Annotated in this window: 15 protein-coding genes and 1 pseudogene; 3 read left to right on the top strand and 13 right to left on the bottom strand. The window is 32.8% G+C overall.

Annotation, left to right across the window (positions count from 1 at the left end):
* Positions 1-57: 57 nt before the first annotated feature.
* Together JCM14209_RS05095 and JCM14209_RS05100 are read right to left on the bottom strand one after the other, a co-directional pair.
* Positions 58-924 (bottom strand): DegV family protein, encoded by an 867-nt coding sequence (locus JCM14209_RS05095; RefSeq protein ID WP_025022484.1) that lies wholly within the window; start codon positions 922-924, stop codon positions 58-60.
* Between the two features lie 69 nt (positions 925-993).
* The gene (locus tag JCM14209_RS05100) at positions 994-1,434 is read right to left on the bottom strand and encodes a MarR family winged helix-turn-helix transcriptional regulator (RefSeq protein ID WP_025022485.1); all 441 of its coding nucleotides are present in this window, start codon (positions 1,432-1,434) and stop codon (positions 994-996) included.
* A 139-nt stretch (positions 1,435-1,573) separates the two neighbouring features.
* Between JCM14209_RS05100 and JCM14209_RS05105 the strand changes: the two genes are divergently transcribed.
* Positions 1,574-3,265 (top strand): Rqc2 family fibronectin-binding protein, encoded by a 1,692-nt coding sequence (locus tag JCM14209_RS05105; protein ID WP_025022486.1) that lies wholly within the window; start codon positions 1,574-1,576, stop codon positions 3,263-3,265.
* A 39-nt stretch (positions 3,266-3,304) separates the two neighbouring features.
* On the opposite strand, the gene parC is transcribed toward JCM14209_RS05105, so the two are convergent.
* Positions 3,305-5,743, bottom strand: coding sequence for a DNA topoisomerase IV subunit A (gene parC / locus JCM14209_RS05110; RefSeq protein WP_035519987.1), 2,439 nt, complete (start codon positions 5,741-5,743; stop codon positions 3,305-3,307).
* Between the two features lie 24 nt (positions 5,744-5,767).
* A pseudogene (gene parE / locus JCM14209_RS09120) lies at positions 5,768-7,758 on the bottom strand (DNA topoisomerase IV subunit B).
* 597 nt (positions 7,759-8,355) lie between these two features.
* On the opposite strand from parE, the gene plsY reads away from it, so the two are divergent.
* Positions 8,356-8,979 (top strand): glycerol-3-phosphate 1-O-acyltransferase PlsY, encoded by a 624-nt coding sequence (plsY, locus tag JCM14209_RS05120; RefSeq protein WP_025022488.1) that lies wholly within the window; start codon positions 8,356-8,358, stop codon positions 8,977-8,979.
* Positions 8,980-9,026: 47 nt separating this feature from the next.
* Here the strand turns inward: plsY and JCM14209_RS05125 are convergent, their stop codons facing one another.
* The 7 genes from JCM14209_RS05125 to JCM14209_RS05155 all read right to left on the bottom strand — a co-directional run bounded on the left by JCM14209_RS05125 (position 9,027) and on the right by JCM14209_RS05155 (position 13,753).
* Positions 9,027-9,761 carry a pseudouridine synthase gene (locus JCM14209_RS05125; RefSeq protein WP_025022489.1) on the bottom strand — a complete coding sequence of 245 codons (735 nt, stop codon included), beginning with the start codon at positions 9,759-9,761 and terminating at the stop codon, positions 9,027-9,029.
* A 2-nt stretch (positions 9,762-9,763) separates the two neighbouring features.
* Positions 9,764-10,342, bottom strand: coding sequence for an SMC-Scp complex subunit ScpB (scpB, locus tag JCM14209_RS05130; protein WP_025022490.1), 579 nt, complete (start codon positions 10,340-10,342; stop codon positions 9,764-9,766).
* A 2-nt stretch (positions 10,343-10,344) separates the two neighbouring features.
* Complete coding sequence (locus JCM14209_RS05135; RefSeq protein ID WP_025022491.1) at positions 10,345-11,103, bottom strand: segregation and condensation protein A; 759 nt, start codon at positions 11,101-11,103, stop codon at positions 10,345-10,347.
* Positions 11,090-11,452 carry a GNAT family N-acetyltransferase gene (locus JCM14209_RS05140; RefSeq protein WP_025022492.1) on the bottom strand — a complete coding sequence of 121 codons (363 nt, stop codon included), beginning with the start codon at positions 11,450-11,452 and terminating at the stop codon, positions 11,090-11,092. Before JCM14209_RS05140 ends, JCM14209_RS05135 begins: the two co-directional genes overlap by 14 nt.
* Positions 11,453-11,518: 66 nt before the next feature.
* A complete protein-coding gene (gene xerD / locus JCM14209_RS05145) occupies positions 11,519-12,412 on the bottom strand; it encodes a site-specific tyrosine recombinase XerD (protein ID WP_025022493.1) in 894 nt (297 codons plus the stop codon).
* A 6-nt stretch (positions 12,413-12,418) separates the two neighbouring features.
* Positions 12,419-13,285: a CvfB family protein gene (locus tag JCM14209_RS05150; RefSeq protein WP_025022494.1), complete on the bottom strand. Its 867-nt coding sequence runs from the start codon at positions 13,283-13,285 to the stop codon at positions 12,419-12,421.
* A 9-nt stretch (positions 13,286-13,294) separates the two neighbouring features.
* Entirely contained in the window at positions 13,295-13,753 is a 459-nt protein-coding gene (locus JCM14209_RS05155) for a DUF441 domain-containing protein (RefSeq protein WP_025022495.1), read from the bottom strand.
* Between the two features lie 136 nt (positions 13,754-13,889).
* Between JCM14209_RS05155 and JCM14209_RS09125 the strand changes: the two genes are divergently transcribed.
* Positions 13,890-14,300: a tyrosine-type recombinase/integrase gene (locus JCM14209_RS09125; RefSeq protein WP_225349691.1), complete on the top strand. Its 411-nt coding sequence runs from the start codon at positions 13,890-13,892 to the stop codon at positions 14,298-14,300.
* Positions 14,301-14,341: 41 nt separating this feature from the next.
* Here JCM14209_RS09125 and pyk read toward each other — a convergent pair whose 3' ends face one another.
* Both pyk and pfkA read right to left on the bottom strand, forming a co-directional pair.
* On the bottom strand, positions 14,342-16,102 hold the full coding sequence (gene pyk, locus JCM14209_RS05165; protein WP_025022497.1) for a pyruvate kinase: 1,761 nt from the start codon (positions 16,100-16,102) through the stop codon (positions 14,342-14,344).
* Positions 16,103-16,190: 88 nt separating this feature from the next.
* Positions 16,191-17,153, bottom strand: a complete 963-nt coding sequence (gene pfkA, locus JCM14209_RS05170; RefSeq protein ID WP_025022498.1) for a 6-phosphofructokinase — start codon at positions 17,151-17,153, stop codon at positions 16,191-16,193.
* Between the last annotated feature and the right edge of the window lie 110 nt (positions 17,154-17,263).

The raw sequence follows: 17,263 nt of genomic DNA on the forward strand, positions 1-17,263 counted from the left end.
CATATATTTATTAGAACTAATAAAGGCTAGGTTTTCCTAGCCTTTAAAGGATTTAATTTACATTTTTTCAACATCATACATCCATGCTAATGCTAGAGCTTTTTCTCCTAAGTGTGTACCAACAACTGGTCCAAAGTATGATATATCAATAGGTAATTCAGGATAAGCTTCGTGAATTTTATCTTTCCAATCTAATGCAGCTTGTTCATCATTTGCATGAATGATAATCAATCTGATTGGATAGTCAATTTTAGCAAATTCATCTGCAAATAAAGCTTCCACATGCTTTAATGCACGTTTTGATGATCTAACCTTTTCGAAGGCTACGATTTTGTGTGATTCATTATCAAATGTAAGAATTGGTTTAATTTTTAACATGCTACCAATAAACGCTTGTGCATTTGAGAGGCGGCCGCCACGAACTAAATTCTGTAAATCATCGACAATGAAGTATTCATTAATTGTTGCTCTAATATCATTTAATTTTTCAATGATATCTTCTGGATTCTTACCATCATTAGCCATTTTAGCAGCCGCAACAGCTAAATAGCCCATTAATTTAACTGTAATTTGAGAATCGTATGGGTAAACATCGATATTTTTAACTTCATCTTTAACATTTACTAATGTTTGATAGAGACCAGAAATTGTTGAAGCTAAATGAATACTAATGACTGCATCATAGCCTTGGTCCCCTAATGATTTATAAAGTTCAATTAATTCTCCAACTGGAGGTTGCGTTGTACTTGGCAATTCTTTACTACTACGTAATTTAGTATAGAAGTTTTCTGTACTAATGTCGATACCTTCATTGTAAACATCGCTTCCAAAAATAAATGGGATTGGAACGACTTTAATATCATATTTGTCAATTATTTCAGATTCTAAATAAGCAGTACTGTCTGTAACTACTGCAATTTTCATAAAGTTTACACCTACTTTTTAAATTATCTCTATATAGACTATCATAAATTCAATAATTAATTAAGTCTATTATTTATTATTTTCAATTTGTTCAATGCGTTTAGAAAGTCTATTTAATAGAATAGTTAATAAATTAACTTCTTCTTCAGACCAATGTTCAAATATTTGTTGATTAAATTGATCAAAGTCAAAGTCCATTTTTTTCAAAATTTCTTCTCCTTCTTCACTTACACGGTAATGAGAAGCAGGTCTAGTGTATATTTTTTCTTCTGTGCGTACTATCTCTTTAATTAAGTAACCTTTAGTTTTGAGACGCGATAACTGGCGACTCAAAGTAGAGATATCTAAATTTGTACTTATTGCTAGTGCTTGTTGGGTATCGTTACCATCAGCAACTAACTGTAACAATTGCCATTCAGCGATTGTTAATTTTATATTTCTTGCACGTTTTTGTAAAAGTGATTGATATAATTTACTAACAATAAGTAGATTTTCCTGAGCGCTTTTCATTATATCACCCCTCGATTTTATCACTTAAATATTATCCTATAATCTAGAATAGATTTCAAATCTTTTTTATGTTGAATGTTTTGATTGAGATAGAGGATTGCGTTAAAATATTATTATAAATTATAAAGGAGCTGAATCTATGGCTTTTGATGGTATATTTACACGTTCGATGATTATAGAATTACGGGAAAAAATTTTAAACGGACGAATTGTTAAAATTTCTCAACCCTATCCTAATGAAGTGATTTTGACAATTCGAGCAAATCGACAAAATTATCCATTACTATTATCTGCTAATCCACAATATGCAAGATTTCAAATAACAAAAATTCCATTTACTAACCCTAAAGTACCAACAAATTTTACAATGATGCTTCGTAAGCATTTGGAAAATGCTAAATTAATTGAAATTAACCAGTTAGACAATGACCGTGTGGTATATTTTAAATTTAGCGGTAGAAATGAAATTGGAGATCAAGTAAATTTAGTTTTAACGGTTGAAATCATGGGACGTTATAGTAATGTTATCCTATATAATCAAGAAACAAAGCGGATTATTGATACGATCAAACATGTTGGAATGGATCAAAATCGTTATCGAACATTATTACCTGGTGCTACTTATCGCCAGCCACCTACACAAAACAAAGTAAATCCATTTGAAGATGATAAGAAAATGTATGTTAGTCTCGTCAAAGAATTTCCTAATCGAGAAATCCTAGCCAAAGAACTTTTAAAATATTACCAAGGACTTTCGAAGTTAACTTCTTTGATATTAGCTGATTATTTACATCAACCAAAGAAAATAGAAGATAATTTTCAAGAATTTTTAGCAACCACTGCATTACCCCACCCTACTAAAATTGTGGGAAAAAGTAAAAATGATTTTTCTATATTTTCTAGTAATGAAGAAAATATGGAATCCTATGATGATTTAAGTACTTTACTTGACGATTTTTATCAAGAACAAGCTACGGCGGATCGTGTTAGACAACAAGGTAGTCAAATAATTCATGTTGTTAAGACTAACTTGAATAAAAATATTAAAAAATTAAAAAAATTATCTGTTGAATTAAAAAATACGCAAAGAGCTGATGATTATCGGATTAAAGGTGAATTATTAACGACTTATCTTTATCAAGTTAGTCGAGGAGAGAAAAAAGTAGTTTTACCTAATTATTATGATAATGAAAACCTATTAGAAATTGATTTAAAGCCCCAATTAAGTCCATCTAAAAATGCGCAAAGATATTTTAAATTGTATCAAAAAATGAAAAATGCGGTCCAACATATTTCTGAACAAATAGCTGCAACTAAAAATGAAATTAATTATTTGGAAAATGTACAGACGCAATTAGAATTAGCGACTCCAGCTGATCTTCCTGACATTCAGTATGAATTAATCAAGGGCGGATATATTGAAGTAAACGTTAAAAAGCAATCTAAGAAATATAAGTCTACCAGCTCACCACAAGAATTTGAAAGTACGGATGGCACAAGAATTCTTGTTGGAAAAAATAATATTCAAAATGAAAAATTAAGTTTACATTCAGCTAAAAAGAATTATATTTGGTTACATGCCAAAAATATCCCTGGATCACACGTAATCATTGAAAATGATAACCCTAGCGAAGAAACAATCTATGAGGCAGCCATTTTAGCAGCATATTTTTCAAAATTTAGAGATTCAGCTCATGTGCCAGTCGATTATATACAAGTAAAAAAATTACGTAAACCTAACGGCTCAAAACCCGGTTTTGTAGTTTATGAAGGTCAAAAAACAATCTCAGTTACTCCAAGTATTGAAGATATTCAAAAATTAAGGAAATAAAAAGCAGTTGAGAAATTAAATTCTCGACTGCTTTTTTAATTATTCAATTATTAAATCTTTAATAATATATTTCTGTGGTGTTCCTTGAGTTTGGACATCAAGAACAAATTTACCATTTGAATAGCGATCACTAATTGGATAATCAGTTGGATCAATCTCGATTTGCTCATTTTTATCAGTAATAATTACTAAATGTGCTAATTCGTAAATGTTAGAAATGTTTACGATACGATGAGGATTATTTTTAAGTTCTCTTAAGATTTGAACGCCGCGACGCGCTCTAGTACTCATTGAAATATCACTAAGTTGCATATTTTTAAAGCTTCCACGTTGAGTTAAAACTGATAAAACAGTATCATCTTTTACAAGATTAACTGCAGCAACGAAATCATCATTACGAAGATCCATATTCTTAACACCGATTGCCTGTGGGCCACTAAATGGAATCTCGTCAATCTTGTATCTTAGGCCATATCCAGTATTTGTTACACTGAATACTTCAGTATTATGCTTGATAAGGTCAACCATAATAACTTGATCATCATCAATTTTAAATTTGATAAATCTAGATGCACGCGACTTATATGTACGTCCTGGTTTAATATCAGCTAAATGAATGCGTTTGACATATCCATGTTTTGTTGCAATGATAAAATCATTTTCGGCATTTAAATCTTTAAACGTATAAGCCACAATAATAAATTCATCAGCATCAAGACCGACACTTTGAGAGAGATGTTCTCCGGTATCCTTCCATCGAGCATCAGAAATTTCATGAACAGGTCGGTAAACCATATTTCCTTTATTAGTAAACATGAGCAGATGATCAAGAGTATTAGCTTGTTCATTTAAAACAGGATAATCCTCCTCTTTCAACCCGTTTTCATCTGGTTCAGAAGCTTTAAATGAGCGTAAAGATGATCTTTTTACATATCCTTCATGAGAAACTAAAAGCATGATATCTTCTTGTGCAACCATTACTTCTGTTTCAATTTTGAGGGATGAAATCTTCTCTTGAATTTCAGTTAAACGTTCATTGCCATAATTTTTAATAATTGATTTCAATTCACGTTTAATAACACTATCTAATTTTTTAGGGTTAGATAAAATTTCCTCAAATTTTGCAATATTATTTTCTAATTCTGCAGCTTCTTTTTGAAGGGATGTAACATCCGTGTTAGTTAATCGATAAAGTTGTAAAGACACAATAGCTTCAGCTTGTGCTTCTGTGAATTCAAATTTATCAACTAAATTAATTTTAGCATCTGATTTATTTTTTGAAGATCTAATAGTTTCAATTACTTCATCTAAAATTGAAAGAGCTTTAATCAGCCCATCAACGATATGTTTGCGGCGTAGAGCTTTTTCTAAATCAAATTTTGTTCGGCGAGTTGTAACATTTCTTTGATGTTCAACATAAGCTTCTAAAATAGTTTTTAATCCAACATGTTCAGGACGCTTATTATTAATAGCCACCATGTTGAAATTATAAGAGATTTGTAAATCTGTATTTTTAAACAAATAGTTTAATATCCCCTGGCTATTAGAATTTTTCTTAAGTTCAATAACAATTCGTAAACCGTCACGGTCACTTTCATCACGAACTTCACTGATACCTTCAACCTTTTTTAATAAACGTAATTCATCAATTCGTTTAACTAAAATTGATTTGTTTACCTCGTAAGGTATTTCGGAAACTACAATTTGTTGCTTCCCGCCACGAATGTTTTCTATTTTAGTACGTGATCTTAAAATAACTTTTCCACGACCTGTTTCATAAGCCTTCTTAATCCCATCGATGCCTTGCAAGATTCCACCAGTGGGAAAATCTGGACCTTTTACAAATTGCATTAAGTCCTCTAGAGTTGCGTTTGGATGACTTAAAAGATAAATTGTAGCTTCAATTGTTTCAGTTAGATTATGTGGAGGAATTTCAGTGGCATAACCCGCAGAAATCCCTGTTGCCCCATTAACTAAAAGATTTGGGAAACGAGCTGGTAATACTGTAGGCTCATATTCTGTATCATCAAAGTTCAATACCATATCAACGGTTTTTTTATCAATATCTTTCAACATTTCAGAAGATATTTTTGATAACCGTGATTCTGTATAACGCATAGCAGCTGGAGAATCTCCATCCATTGAACCATTATTTCCGTGCATTTCGATTAATGGTTCCCGTAATTTCCAAGTTTGACTTAGACGAACCATTGCTTCATAAATTGAGCTATCCCCATGAGGGTGATAGTTCCCCATTACATTACCAACAGATTTAGCTGATTTTCGAAATGCTTTATCAAAAGTATTTCCATCTTCATTCATTGCAAATAAAATTCGTCGTTGAACTGGTTTTAAACCATCACGAATGTCCGGTAAAGCACGTTCTTGGATAATATATTTGGAATAGCGACCAAAACGTTCACCCATCACAGCTTCCAGTGACAATTCTTGAATATTACTACCATTTTCAGTTGTCAAAATTTGTTCACCTTCCCCTTATTTTTAGTTATCATTTTCATCAAGATTGCGATTAGCATGTGCCCCTTCAGCAACTACAGTGTCTAAAAGACTTCCATCGTCTTCAAGTGTAAATTGAACATTTTTTTCAATCCATTTTCGTCTTGGTTCAACTTTATCACCCATCAAAGTAGTTACGCGCTTTTCAGCAACTGCTTCATCATCAATTCTCACTCTAACAAGAGTACGCGTTTCTGGATCCATAGTTGTTTCCCAAAGTTGTTCAGCATTCATTTCCCCTAAACCTTTATATCTTTGAAGATTGTAGCCGTTTTTCATATCCTTGGTGATTTTTTGGAGTTCTGAATCTGTCCATGCATAGTGAACAACTTTTTTCTTCTTAACTGTTTTTTCTATTTTATATAAAGGCGGTAAGGCAATATAAATTCGTCCTGCATTAATCATTGGACGCATATATTTATAGAAGAATGTTAAAAGTAATGTTTGGATGTGAGCACCATCAGTATCGGCATCCGTCATAATAATAACTTTATCGTAATTTGCATCTTCAATATTAAAGTCTGGGCCTACGCCAGCACCAATTGTATGAATCATCGTATTGATTTCTTCATTTTTAACAATATCTTGTAGTTTGGCCTTTTGAGTGTTTAAAACTTTACCACGTAATGGTAGAATCGCTTGAAACTTTCTATTTCTTCCTTGCTTAGCAGAGCCTCCAGCAGAGTCCCCTTCGACAAGGAATAATTCATTTTTCTTAGCATTTTTAGATTGTGCAGGGGTTAATTTTCCAGATAACAACCGATCTGTTTTCTTTCTCTTTTTACCATTTCTACTTTCGTCACGTGCTTTTCGAGCGGCTTCACGTGCTTCACGTGCTTTGATAGATTTTTTAACTAATTCTTGAGCAAAATCACCATTTTCCATTAAGAAATAGCCTAATTGTTCATTTACAATATTATCTACGATAGAACGTGCTTCAGGAGTTCCTAATTTTCCTTTAGTTTGACCTTCGAATTGTAACAATTCTTCTGGAATTCGAACAGAAACTATCGCTGATAATCCTTCTCTTACGTCACTACCATCTAGCTTTTTATCTTTTACTTTAAGTAAATTAACTTTTCTAGCATACTCATTAAAAGCTTTTGTCCATGCTGCTTTCATACCAGCCTCATGAGTTCCACCATCTTTAGTTCTAACGTTATTTACAAACGACATGATTGTTTCAGAATAACCATCATTATACTGAGCAGCAACTTCTACTTCAACACCATCTTTTTTTCCATCAAAATATAAAACTGGACCTAAAGTATCTTTGCCTTCATTTAAATATGAAACAAATTCTTTAATTCCTTCTTCAAATAAAAATGTTTCTTCTGTTGCAGGAACTGTTCTTTCATCTGTTAATGTAATCTTAATTCCTTTTAATAAAAAGGCAGATTCTCGTAAGCGTTCTGCAAGAGTATCAAAATTATAGTGTGTTGTTGAGAAAATTTCAGGATCCGGCTTAAAGGTAACAGTTGTTCCGCTTTTTCTCTTTGCTTTTCCAATTTTCTTTAAGGTTCCAACTGGATGTCCACCATTTTCGAATTTTTCTTCGTATTCGATACCGTCGCGGACAGTACTTACTGTTAAGCTAGTGGAAAGTGCATTAACTACTGAAGCCCCTACCCATGTAGTCCACCAGAAGTCTTATAGTCACCTTGTCCAAATTTTCCACCGGCATGGAGGATTGTAAAAATGACCTCAACAGTTGGAACGCCAGATGCATGCATTCCAATAGGCATTCCTCGACCATGATCGACTACCGTGATTGCATCATCTTCATGAATAGTTACATTGATTTCATCACCGTATCCCGATAATGCTTCATCAACAGCATTATCAAAAATTTCGTAAACCAAATGATGTAATCCGCGTGAATCTGTTGATCCAATATACATACCTGGGCGCTTTCTAACTGCTTCCAATCCTTTAAGGACCTGAATGGAATCATCATTGTAATCTTTATTTGGCATCTATTCCACAATCTCCTTCTTTTTATTTTTAACTAATTAATAATACCTTAATTTGATATTAGGTGCAATATCATGCTGTATTGGAAATTGCTCCAATAAAACCTAATTTTAATTATAGCGTATTAACCTTAATAATGTTTAAAGATTCTTTTATATGTGAATTTTGGTTTTAATCTGGCGGTAAGATATCAGGTCCCATAATATTAGTTTTTATCTAAGGAAATTATTTAGTAAGCATACAAGTGATTTTCGGGGATAATCTATATGATACTAGTGTTACTTTATATTAAAATTAGTTGCGAACATAATGTATCGCACATTGCTCAATGAGTAAGTATTTTATTATATCATTCACCGCACTATACTTACGCAGTACAGTTTCAAAAAGTTTAGCTTCAATAATTTTAAGTTAACTCTTAAATTTTTGTATAAAAAAGTGCCACGACACGGCAGACATTAGTTAAATAAATGACGTTAATCACCACCAGAAAAATTTCAGGCACGATAGCCCCATCAATTTTTAAAACATCTTTTTCTTTTAAATCATATTGTGTTAATATTAAAACTGATGTTAAAAATAAGGGGGAATAAACTATCTTGGATTCAAAAATTATTTTGATGATAATCATAGGATATTTATTAGGATCTATTCCATCAGGGGTTTGGATCGGAAAATTTTTTTACAATAAGGATATAAGAAATTTTGGCAGTGGTAATATGGGAACAACTAACACCTTTAGAGTTCTTGGGAAAAAAGCAGGAACTGTTGTTCTTCTTATGGACATGTTTAAAGGTTCCCTTGCCGCTTTACTACCATTTTTCTTCCATTCAAACGCCAATCCTTTATTAATCGGGGTTTCTGCCGTAATTGGTCATATTTTTCCAATCTTTGCTGGATTTAAAGGCGGTAAAGCAGTAGCTACTAGTGTAGGAGCTTTAATGATTTATAATCCTCTATTTTTCTTAATTGCATGGGCAATTTTCCTAGTTACATTGTTTATTTCAAGTATGGTAAGCATGGCAAGTATGGTTGGTTTTTCACTAATTACCTTACTATCCTTATTATTTCACGATTGGATTTTAACTAGTGTCGCTGCTATTTTAACTATCTTCGTCTTTGTTAGACACTGGCAAAACATTGAAAGAATTAAAAATGGCACTGAAAACTTGGTTCCCTTTGGTTTAGTTTATAAGCGCAAAAAGAAACACGAATCCAAATAACAAAAAGCATGATAATCTTTGTTTTACACATTGATTATCATGCTTTTTTACTCTTGCATACTGGTTACGAGTTTTTTAAGTTCTCTAATTTCGTTGTGAGATAATTCTCTAAATTGTCCAGAAGTTAACCCGTCTAAAGTAAGAGTACCATAAGTTTCACGAGATAACTTTTGAACCGGCTTTTTAATTGATTCAAACATTTTTTTAACTTGGTGATATTTACCTTCATGAATTGTTAAAGATACGATTGAGGTATCTTTTTTGATATCGGTTGATATTTTACGTGCTTTTGCTTTAGCTGTCTTTTTTCCATCTATAATAACGCCATTAGATAATTGTCTCAAATCTTCTTTGGTAATAATACCTTTAATCTTTGCAATATATGTCTTTTCGATTTTATAACGAGGGTGCATCATCATATTTGCAAAATCACCATCGTTGGTCATGATTAATAATCCAGATGTATCATAGTCTAAACGACCTACTGGGTATAAGCGTTCTGGAATTGCTTCAAAATAATCGCTAACCACCTTACGGCCGCGATCATCACTGACTGCCGTAATAACTCCACGTGGTTTGTAAAATAAATAGTATACTTTCTTTTCATCTTTTTTAATTAATTTACCGTCAACTGAAATAGAATCATCTTGTTCTACTTTAAAGCCTAATTCAGTTATTGTTTGGCCATTTACCTTAACACGGCCTTCAGCAATAATTTTTTCGCTAGCTCTTCGTGATGCGACACCCGCGCGAGCCATAACTTTTTGTAATCGTTCTGCCAATATTATTCCTCCTCGTTTAAATCAATTGTTGTTTGGTTAAATAACATCATAAAATCATCATTCGATTGGTTATTTTCTTCAATCTCTGGTAATTCATCTAATGATGATATTCCAAAATAATCTAAAAATTTAGTCGTTGTTTTATATAAAATAGGATGCCCAGGTGCATCTTTTCTGCCGTGTTCTTTGATTAATTTCAAAAGTTGTAATTTTTGGAAAATTGAACTAGATTTAACGCCTCTAATTTCGTCAACTTCAATTCTTGTAATTGGCTGTTTATATGCAATAATAGCTAGTACTTCTAAAGTGGCTCCAGATAGTTCAGTCACACTTTGCGAAGATAAATATTGTTTAATGAGATCAGAAAATTCTCTTTTTGTAACTATTTTATAGCAATCATCAGCTTGTATAATCTGCAGACTTGTGTTGACGTCATTATTATACTTATGAATTAAATTATTAAGTTCTTCAATTAAATCTGGTTTTGATAAATTCGTTAACTTGGAAAGTTCTTTTGAAGTAATTCCTTCTTTACCGCTAACGAATAATAAACTTTCAATTTTAGCTTGATTTGATAGCATCATTAACCTTCTTTCAAGACCATATATATCGGGCCACTCGTAGTATCTTGTTGAGCGTAAATTTTTCCATCCTTAACTAATTCCAAAATAGCAAGGAACGAAGTAACTAGTTTTTCTATAGATTTAGAATCTTCAAATAACTCAGAAAAAAGTAATGGATTACGATTTTCTATAATCTTTTGATAAATAATAGAAATTTCTTCGGTAACGCTGTATTTATCTGTTGTAATGTGGCGCTTAATTTTCGATTTCTTCTGTTTTTTATTTGTTTTTAATACATTCAAAAATGCTTTATTTAATAAATCGATAGTCGTTCCTTCTTTAATCGAATAATCTATATTACCCTCTTCAAGAATTTCTTGTTCCCTATCAAATAGAAGTTTTCGGTCTAATTCAAGCTTATGCAACTTCTTTGAAATTTCTTTGAATTGCTGGTGTTCTACTAATTGTTCAACCAATTCTTCTCTTGGATCTTGTAGCATATCCTCTTCGATTGATTCATTCATTGTAGGAAGTAACATTTTACTTTTAATATTTAATAATTTTGCTGCCAGGACCAAATATTCCCCCGCGATGTCTAAGCGAAGTTCTTTAATCCGATGTAAATATTCTAAATATTGTTCAGTAATTTTTGAAACTTCAATATCGTAAATATTCATCTCATTTTTTTTAATTAAATGTAATAGAAGATCAAGTGGGCCTTCAAAGCTATCGAGTTTTAATGTCAAAAAATTAAAATCTTCTTGATTATTTTGTGGCATGTGACATCTCCCATTTTTTTATTATATCGGTTGTATCAATGCTTCCTAGAATTTTTTTATCGGCATAATTAGCTTGAAGTGTGTCTAACATTTCAAAACTAATTCCTTTATTTCTTGCTGATGGGGTTACAGCAATTTGGCGAATTAAAAGATATTCTTCTTCAATTTCTACTCCTAAAACCCCAACAAAATTATTTTTATTATCTTTCCATAAAAATATGCAACGATTTTCATCTTGTTGGTACCATACTAATTCTGATTTTAAATTTGCAACGTTTTTTAAATCAGGAATAAAAGAAAGCAACCCCATTGTTATTTTTTCATAATCTCTTTTGTATTTATAAAACATTTATTTTAAAATCCTCCTGTGGAGTAAATGTACACTTTTTATATAGATATTTTATCATGCTTTGGTTTAATTATGTGGATGAGCTTGGTTATATATTTCAGTCAATCGCTTATTTGATAAGTGGGTATAAATTTGAGTTGTAGAAATATCTGAATGGCCTAATAATTCTTGTACAATTCTTAAATCTGCACCATTTTCTAAAATATGCGTTGCAAAAGAATGCCTTAATGTATGTGGGGTAACATTTTTTTCAATCCCAGCCTTTTTAACTTCTAACTTTAAATTTTTCCAAATCCCTTGGCGCGTTAGCTGATTTCCGTGAAAATTTAAAAATAAATATGGACTAGTTTTCTTTTTTAGTAGTTTAGGACGACTAATTTCTAGATAACGATTAATCCATTCAATCGCAACATCTCCGATAGGAACGATTCTTTCTTTATTCCCCTTACCTATTGTTTGTAAAATTCCCATTGATAAGTGGAGGTCATTTAATTTTAAGTTAATAATTTCCGAAACTCGAAGTCCTGTTGCATACATAACTTCTAAGATTGCTCTATTTCTTAAACCTAATGTCTTACCGGTATTAGGGGATGCTAAAAGGTTCTCAACTTCTTTTAAAGTCAACACATCTGGTAGGTGTTGTTGTTTTTTGGGAGTATCTATTAAAAACATCGGATCATCAGAAATAACATGTTCCGAAACTAGGTAACTAAAAAATTTTCGTAACGCACTGATTGTTCTGAGAATACTTGAATTTGACATATTTTCATTTTGTAATTGTGCAAGATATTCTCGAATTTCATTTTTTGAAATGCTTTCAAAATTATCAAAATTACATTGTTCAACAAAATTTCGAAATTTATTTAAATCCATTCCATAGCTTACTACCGTATTATTCGATAAACCACGCTCTACTTTTAGATAATGTAAATAGTCTTCGATGATATTTTCGATGACAATTCCCCCTTAGTTTTGTTCATTTAAAATTAAAAGTCCGTCACTTTGTTTTACCAAGCCAGCTTTCATCAAATGGCCAACAGCACGCTTAAATTGACCTTTACTAATGCCGAAGTAGGCCTTTATTTCATCTGGGCTACTTTTATCGGTAAATGGGAGCACATTATTTGAGTGTTGCAAGGAAACTAAAATCATTTGCGCATCATCACTGATTGCTTCATAAGCTCTAGGTCGTGTAGATAAATTTAGAGTTCCATCTTCTTTAACCCCAATAACTCTCGCATTAACAATCTCGCCTAAACGTGGTTCTTGTTCACGTTCTGAAGGATGAATAAAGCCTAAGTTATAGTGATCAGTTATTACAAATGTACCAACTTTTTTTAATCGGTAAACAGTTGCCGTAACATTTTTATTTTTCATATTAGGTTTTGCTAAAACTTTAATGGTATTAAACATTTCAGGTGTAGCTAATTTCCCCCACATTCTGTTTTGATCATCTACTTCAAGGGAAATCATTAGTTTACATCCAGTTTGTGGCCATAAATGACGTAATTCAGATAAATCATCTAAAGATACAACAATATCTTTATTAGGTAGTCCAATATCAACAAAAACACCTAAATCTTTACGAGAACCAACCACAGTCCCCCAAGCATATTGATCAATTCCGACTTTAGGAATTTGTTTCGTAATTTGTAACTGATGGGAATCATTAACATATGCAAAACCTTTGATTTTTGAACCCATTTTTGGAAGTTTTAAGAGCTCTTTTTTATCGATTCTAAATGTATCTCCTTCGACTTGAGCAAATACAAAATTATCATTTTCATCCGTAACAGTGGCCATCACTTCATGGCCTAGTAATTTTTTTAACATTTTTATCTCCTAAAATTTTAAATTTAAAATAGTTACTACATAGTATGTCATTCCAGCGGCAATAATTGGCCCAGCAGCAACACCTTTTAAAAACACAACGCCAATAATTGTCCCTAATACTAATGCAACGGTTACTTGCGGTGAAGTACTTAATAAGTTAACTCCATTTTTTGATAAAATGGCAACTGCGATACCAAAGAAGATTGCAACCCATCCTGCTGGTGATTTCATTGTGTTAATTAAATCAATAAATTTGATTTTTTCTGTTGCAATTGGGATTAAAATTGCGATTGAAATAAAAGTAACACCTAAATTCATACCTTTAGCTTGAAAATAGGGAAATAATTTTTCAGATATAAACGGAACTGCTTTAATAAGCATTACAAAAATTGAAGCAAACATTAGTGCTGAATTTTTTCCGAAATAAGAAATCGCTAAAATTAACAATAAGAATATCCAACTTTCCATGTTTTTCCTCCTTTCTTTTTTGTAATAATACATATCTAATTTTAACACACTTATATGAATATTTTTTATACTCTATAGTTTATCTTTAAAATTAAATGATGTAGATGTCGCTAATCGTTTATTTGTATCCAAAGATATTTTAAACGTCTTAAACGAGCTAAAGACGACAAATAATCGCAAATTAGTATTTAAAACGAAGCAAGGAACATTGGCACACCCCAATTCTGTAAATGCCACCCTTAAAAAAGCACTCAACAACCTCCACATCAATCGACCTGGATTTCATACTCATTCCTTACGTCATACACACGTTGCTTTATTGCTTTCTCAAGGGGGTGACATCTTTGCGATTAGTAAACGACTTGGACATTCTGATGTTGGGACGACAACAAAATACTATGCGTATTTGGTGCATGAATATGCAGAAATGGAAAATAGAAAAACTATCAATGCATTTAAAGGACTTGATTTATCATCAGATGTTGATAATTATCAACACACAAAAAAGCCCGTAAAACGAGCAACACATCAAATCAATATAGATTAATGTTTACTTTTTTACGAGCTTCTAAATGCTTATTCTATTTATTAAAGAGTGTTTGATGCACCGTTGTAAACAATACCACGACGTGAGTCAACTGTTACAACTTCACCATTCTTAACTAATGATGTAGCATCTTTTGCACCAACAACAACAGGGATACCCATTGAGATACCAACAACTGCTGCGTGTGATGTTAAACCACCATTTTCAACGATTAAAGCAGCTGATTTTTCAATAGCTGGTAAGTAATCTTTGTCAGTTGTCTTAACAACTAAGATTCCACCTTCAACTGCATTTTTGTTTGCTTCTTCAGCTGATGTAGCAACAACTGTCTTACCGATAACAGTTTCTTCACCAACACCTTGACCTGAAACAAGTTTTGAACCAATTAATTGGATCTTCATGATGTTTGTTGTACCTTGTTCGCCAACTGGAACACCAGCAACGATTAAGATTAAGTCACCATCTTTAGCTAAGCCAGCTTTTTTAGCTTCTTCTGTAGCTAATTGGAACATTTCATCTGTTGATGCAGGAGCTTCTGCAAGAACTGGTTGAACACCCCAGTTTACAGTTAAGCCACGGCGTGTACGATCATCAAAAGTAACAGCTAAGATATCAGCGTTTGGACGGTACTTAGAAATCATACGAGCTGTGTGACCTGACTTAGTTGCTGCAACAATAGTCTTAATGTTTAAGTTTTCAGCTGTTTCTGCAACTGAACGACCAATTGCTTCTGTAACGTCTGTCTTGTCAAATGCATCTAATGTTAATGCTTTGTGTGCACGTAATGCATTTTCTGACTTAACGTTGATGCGAGCCATTGTAGCAACTGATTCTACTGGGTAGTCACCGTTTGCTGATTCACCTGAAAGCATTGTTGCATCTGTACCATCAAATACAGCGTTAGCAACGTCAGAAGCTTCAGCACGTGTAGGACGTGGGTTTTCTTGCATTGAATCAAGCATTTGTGTAGCTGTAATAACTGGCTTACCAGCTAAGTTACACTTAGTGATTAATGATTTTTGTTCCAAAGGAACATTTTCTGCAGGAATTTCAACACCCATGTCACCACGAGCAATCATTAAACCATCAGAAACTTTTAAGATTTCATCAAAGTTGTCGATACCTTCTTGTGATTCAATCTTAGGGAAGATTTGTACGTGTGTCATGTTCTTTTCTTCAAGTAATTCACGAATATCAAGAACGTCTTGTGGCTTACGTACGAATGAAGCAGCGATGTAGTTAATGTCTTGGTCTAAACCAAAGCGAATGTCATCTGAGTCTTTTTCTGTAATACCAGGTAAGTTGATTGATACACCAGGAGCGTTAACACCTTTACGTGAACCAAGAGTACCTTCGTTTAATACTTTACATACAAGTTCTTTGTTAGCTTCATCTTTTTCTTCGATTAACATGTCAATCTTACCGTCATCGAATAATACGTGACCACCTTCGTGAACGTCATCGTATAAACCTGGGTAAGTAACAGCAATCTTTTCTTTTGTTCCTTCGATTGAGTCGTCCATTGAAATACGTACTACATCGTCGATTTCAAAGTGTAATTTACCACCTTGTTGAACAGTTGTACGGATTTCAGCACCTTTAGTATCTAATAAAAGACCAACTGTCTTACCAGTAATCTTTTCAGCTTCGTGAACTAAGTTCATACGACCTAAATGTTCTTCGTGATCACCGTGTGAGAAGTTGAAACGGAATACGTTTGCGCCGGCTTCAATTAATTTTGTAATTGTATCTAGGTCAGAACTAGCTGGTCCAAGAGTACTTACAATCTTGGTTTTTTTCATGAGTAAAATCTCTCCTTTGAAAATATTAAAAGATGACTTTTTAGTCTTTCTTTTCCTAATTAAAATAAATACTTTTTAATGTAACAAATTAGAAACGAATACGGTCATTCAAATCTAGCAATGAAACATCTGTTTGGTGTTTGTGGTTTTCTAAAGTATCAATGATATCAGTTGCGACTAATTTATTATCATGGATACCGATTGCTAATCCACCTTTACCTTCTAAAAGAAGTTGGATTGCGTAATCACCAAGTCTTGCAGCTAATACACGGTCCTTTGTAGTAGGAACACCACCACGTTGAACGTGTGCAAGAGTAACTGCACGACTATCAAAATCACCATATTGATCAAGTTTTTCTTTAAATTCTGCTGCAGTCATAACACCTTCAGCAACTACGATTAAACCATGATCTTTACCATTTTTACGGTTTTCTGTTAATTTATTTGCAATAGCTTCGATATCGTATTCACGTTCTGGAATAACGATTGCATCCGCTGCTGCTGCAATACCAGACCAAAGAGCAATATCTCCAGCCCCACGACCCATAACTTCAACAACAAATACACGTTGGTGTGAAGTTGCTGTATCGTTAATGCGGTCTAATGCTTCAGTTGCAACATTAGCTGCTGTATCAAAACCAATTGTAAAGTCTGTACCTGGAATATCGTTATCGATTGTTCCTGGAACACCAATTGAATTAAATCCATGCATTGTAAGTTTTTCGGCACCATGGTATGAACCATCCCCACCAATAACTACTAATGCTTCGATACCAAATTTATTTAAAACTTCGATACCTTTTAATTGTGTTTCTTTTTCTGCAAATTCTGGGTAACGTGCAGAATAAAGAATTGTACCACCACGGTTTACAATTTCATCAAGTTTAGTTGATTCCATCTTAAAGATGTTACCTTCAACAAGACCCTTGTAACCGTAGTTGATACCGTATGCTTCGAGACCTGCATTCATAGCAGAACGAGCAATAGCACGAACAGCTGCATTCATCCCAGCTGCATCGCCACCACTAGTTAAAATACCAATGCGTTTCATTTTTTCACCTCAAGTATATATTTCAGTAGAACTACATTCTCCAATTGTTATGTTACCACGTTTAAAATGATTTGTCTTGTATAAATGGAAAAATTATTAATATTTAATCC

Origin of the sequence: Ligilactobacillus hayakitensis DSM 18933 = JCM 14209 (assembly GCF_000615845.1) — a bacterium.
In the GTDB taxonomy this organism is placed as follows: domain Bacteria; phylum Bacillota; class Bacilli; order Lactobacillales; family Lactobacillaceae; genus Ligilactobacillus; species Ligilactobacillus hayakitensis.

Coding starts and splice junctions, on each gene's coding strand:
- JCM14209_RS05095 (WP_025022484.1), bottom strand. CDS start 924: ATGAAAATTGCAGTAGTTACAGACAGTACTGCTTATTTAGAATCTGAA.
- JCM14209_RS05100 (WP_025022485.1), bottom strand. CDS start 1,434: ATGAAAAGCGCTCAGGAAAATCTACTTATTGTTAGTAAATTATATCAA.
- JCM14209_RS05105 (WP_025022486.1), top strand. CDS start 1,574: ATGGCTTTTGATGGTATATTTACACGTTCGATGATTATAGAATTACGG.
- scpB (WP_025022490.1), bottom strand. CDS start 10,342: ATGCTATCAAATCAAGCTAAAATTGAAAGTTTATTATTCGTTAGCGGT.
- JCM14209_RS05135 (WP_025022491.1), bottom strand. CDS start 11,103: ATGCCACAAAATAATCAAGAAGATTTTAATTTTTTGACATTAAAACTC.
- JCM14209_RS05140 (WP_025022492.1), bottom strand. CDS start 11,452: ATGTTTTATAAATACAAAAGAGATTATGAAAAAATAACAATGGGGTTG.
- JCM14209_RS05150 (WP_025022494.1), bottom strand. CDS start 13,285: ATGTTAAAAAAATTACTAGGCCATGAAGTGATGGCCACTGTTACGGAT.
- JCM14209_RS05155 (WP_025022495.1), bottom strand. CDS start 13,753: ATGGAAAGTTGGATATTCTTATTGTTAATTTTAGCGATTTCTTATTTC.
- pyk (WP_025022497.1), bottom strand. CDS start 16,102: ATGAAAAAAACCAAGATTGTAAGTACTCTTGGACCAGCTAGTTCTGAC.
- pfkA (WP_025022498.1), bottom strand. CDS start 17,153: ATGAAACGCATTGGTATTTTAACTAGTGGTGGCGATGCAGCTGGGATG.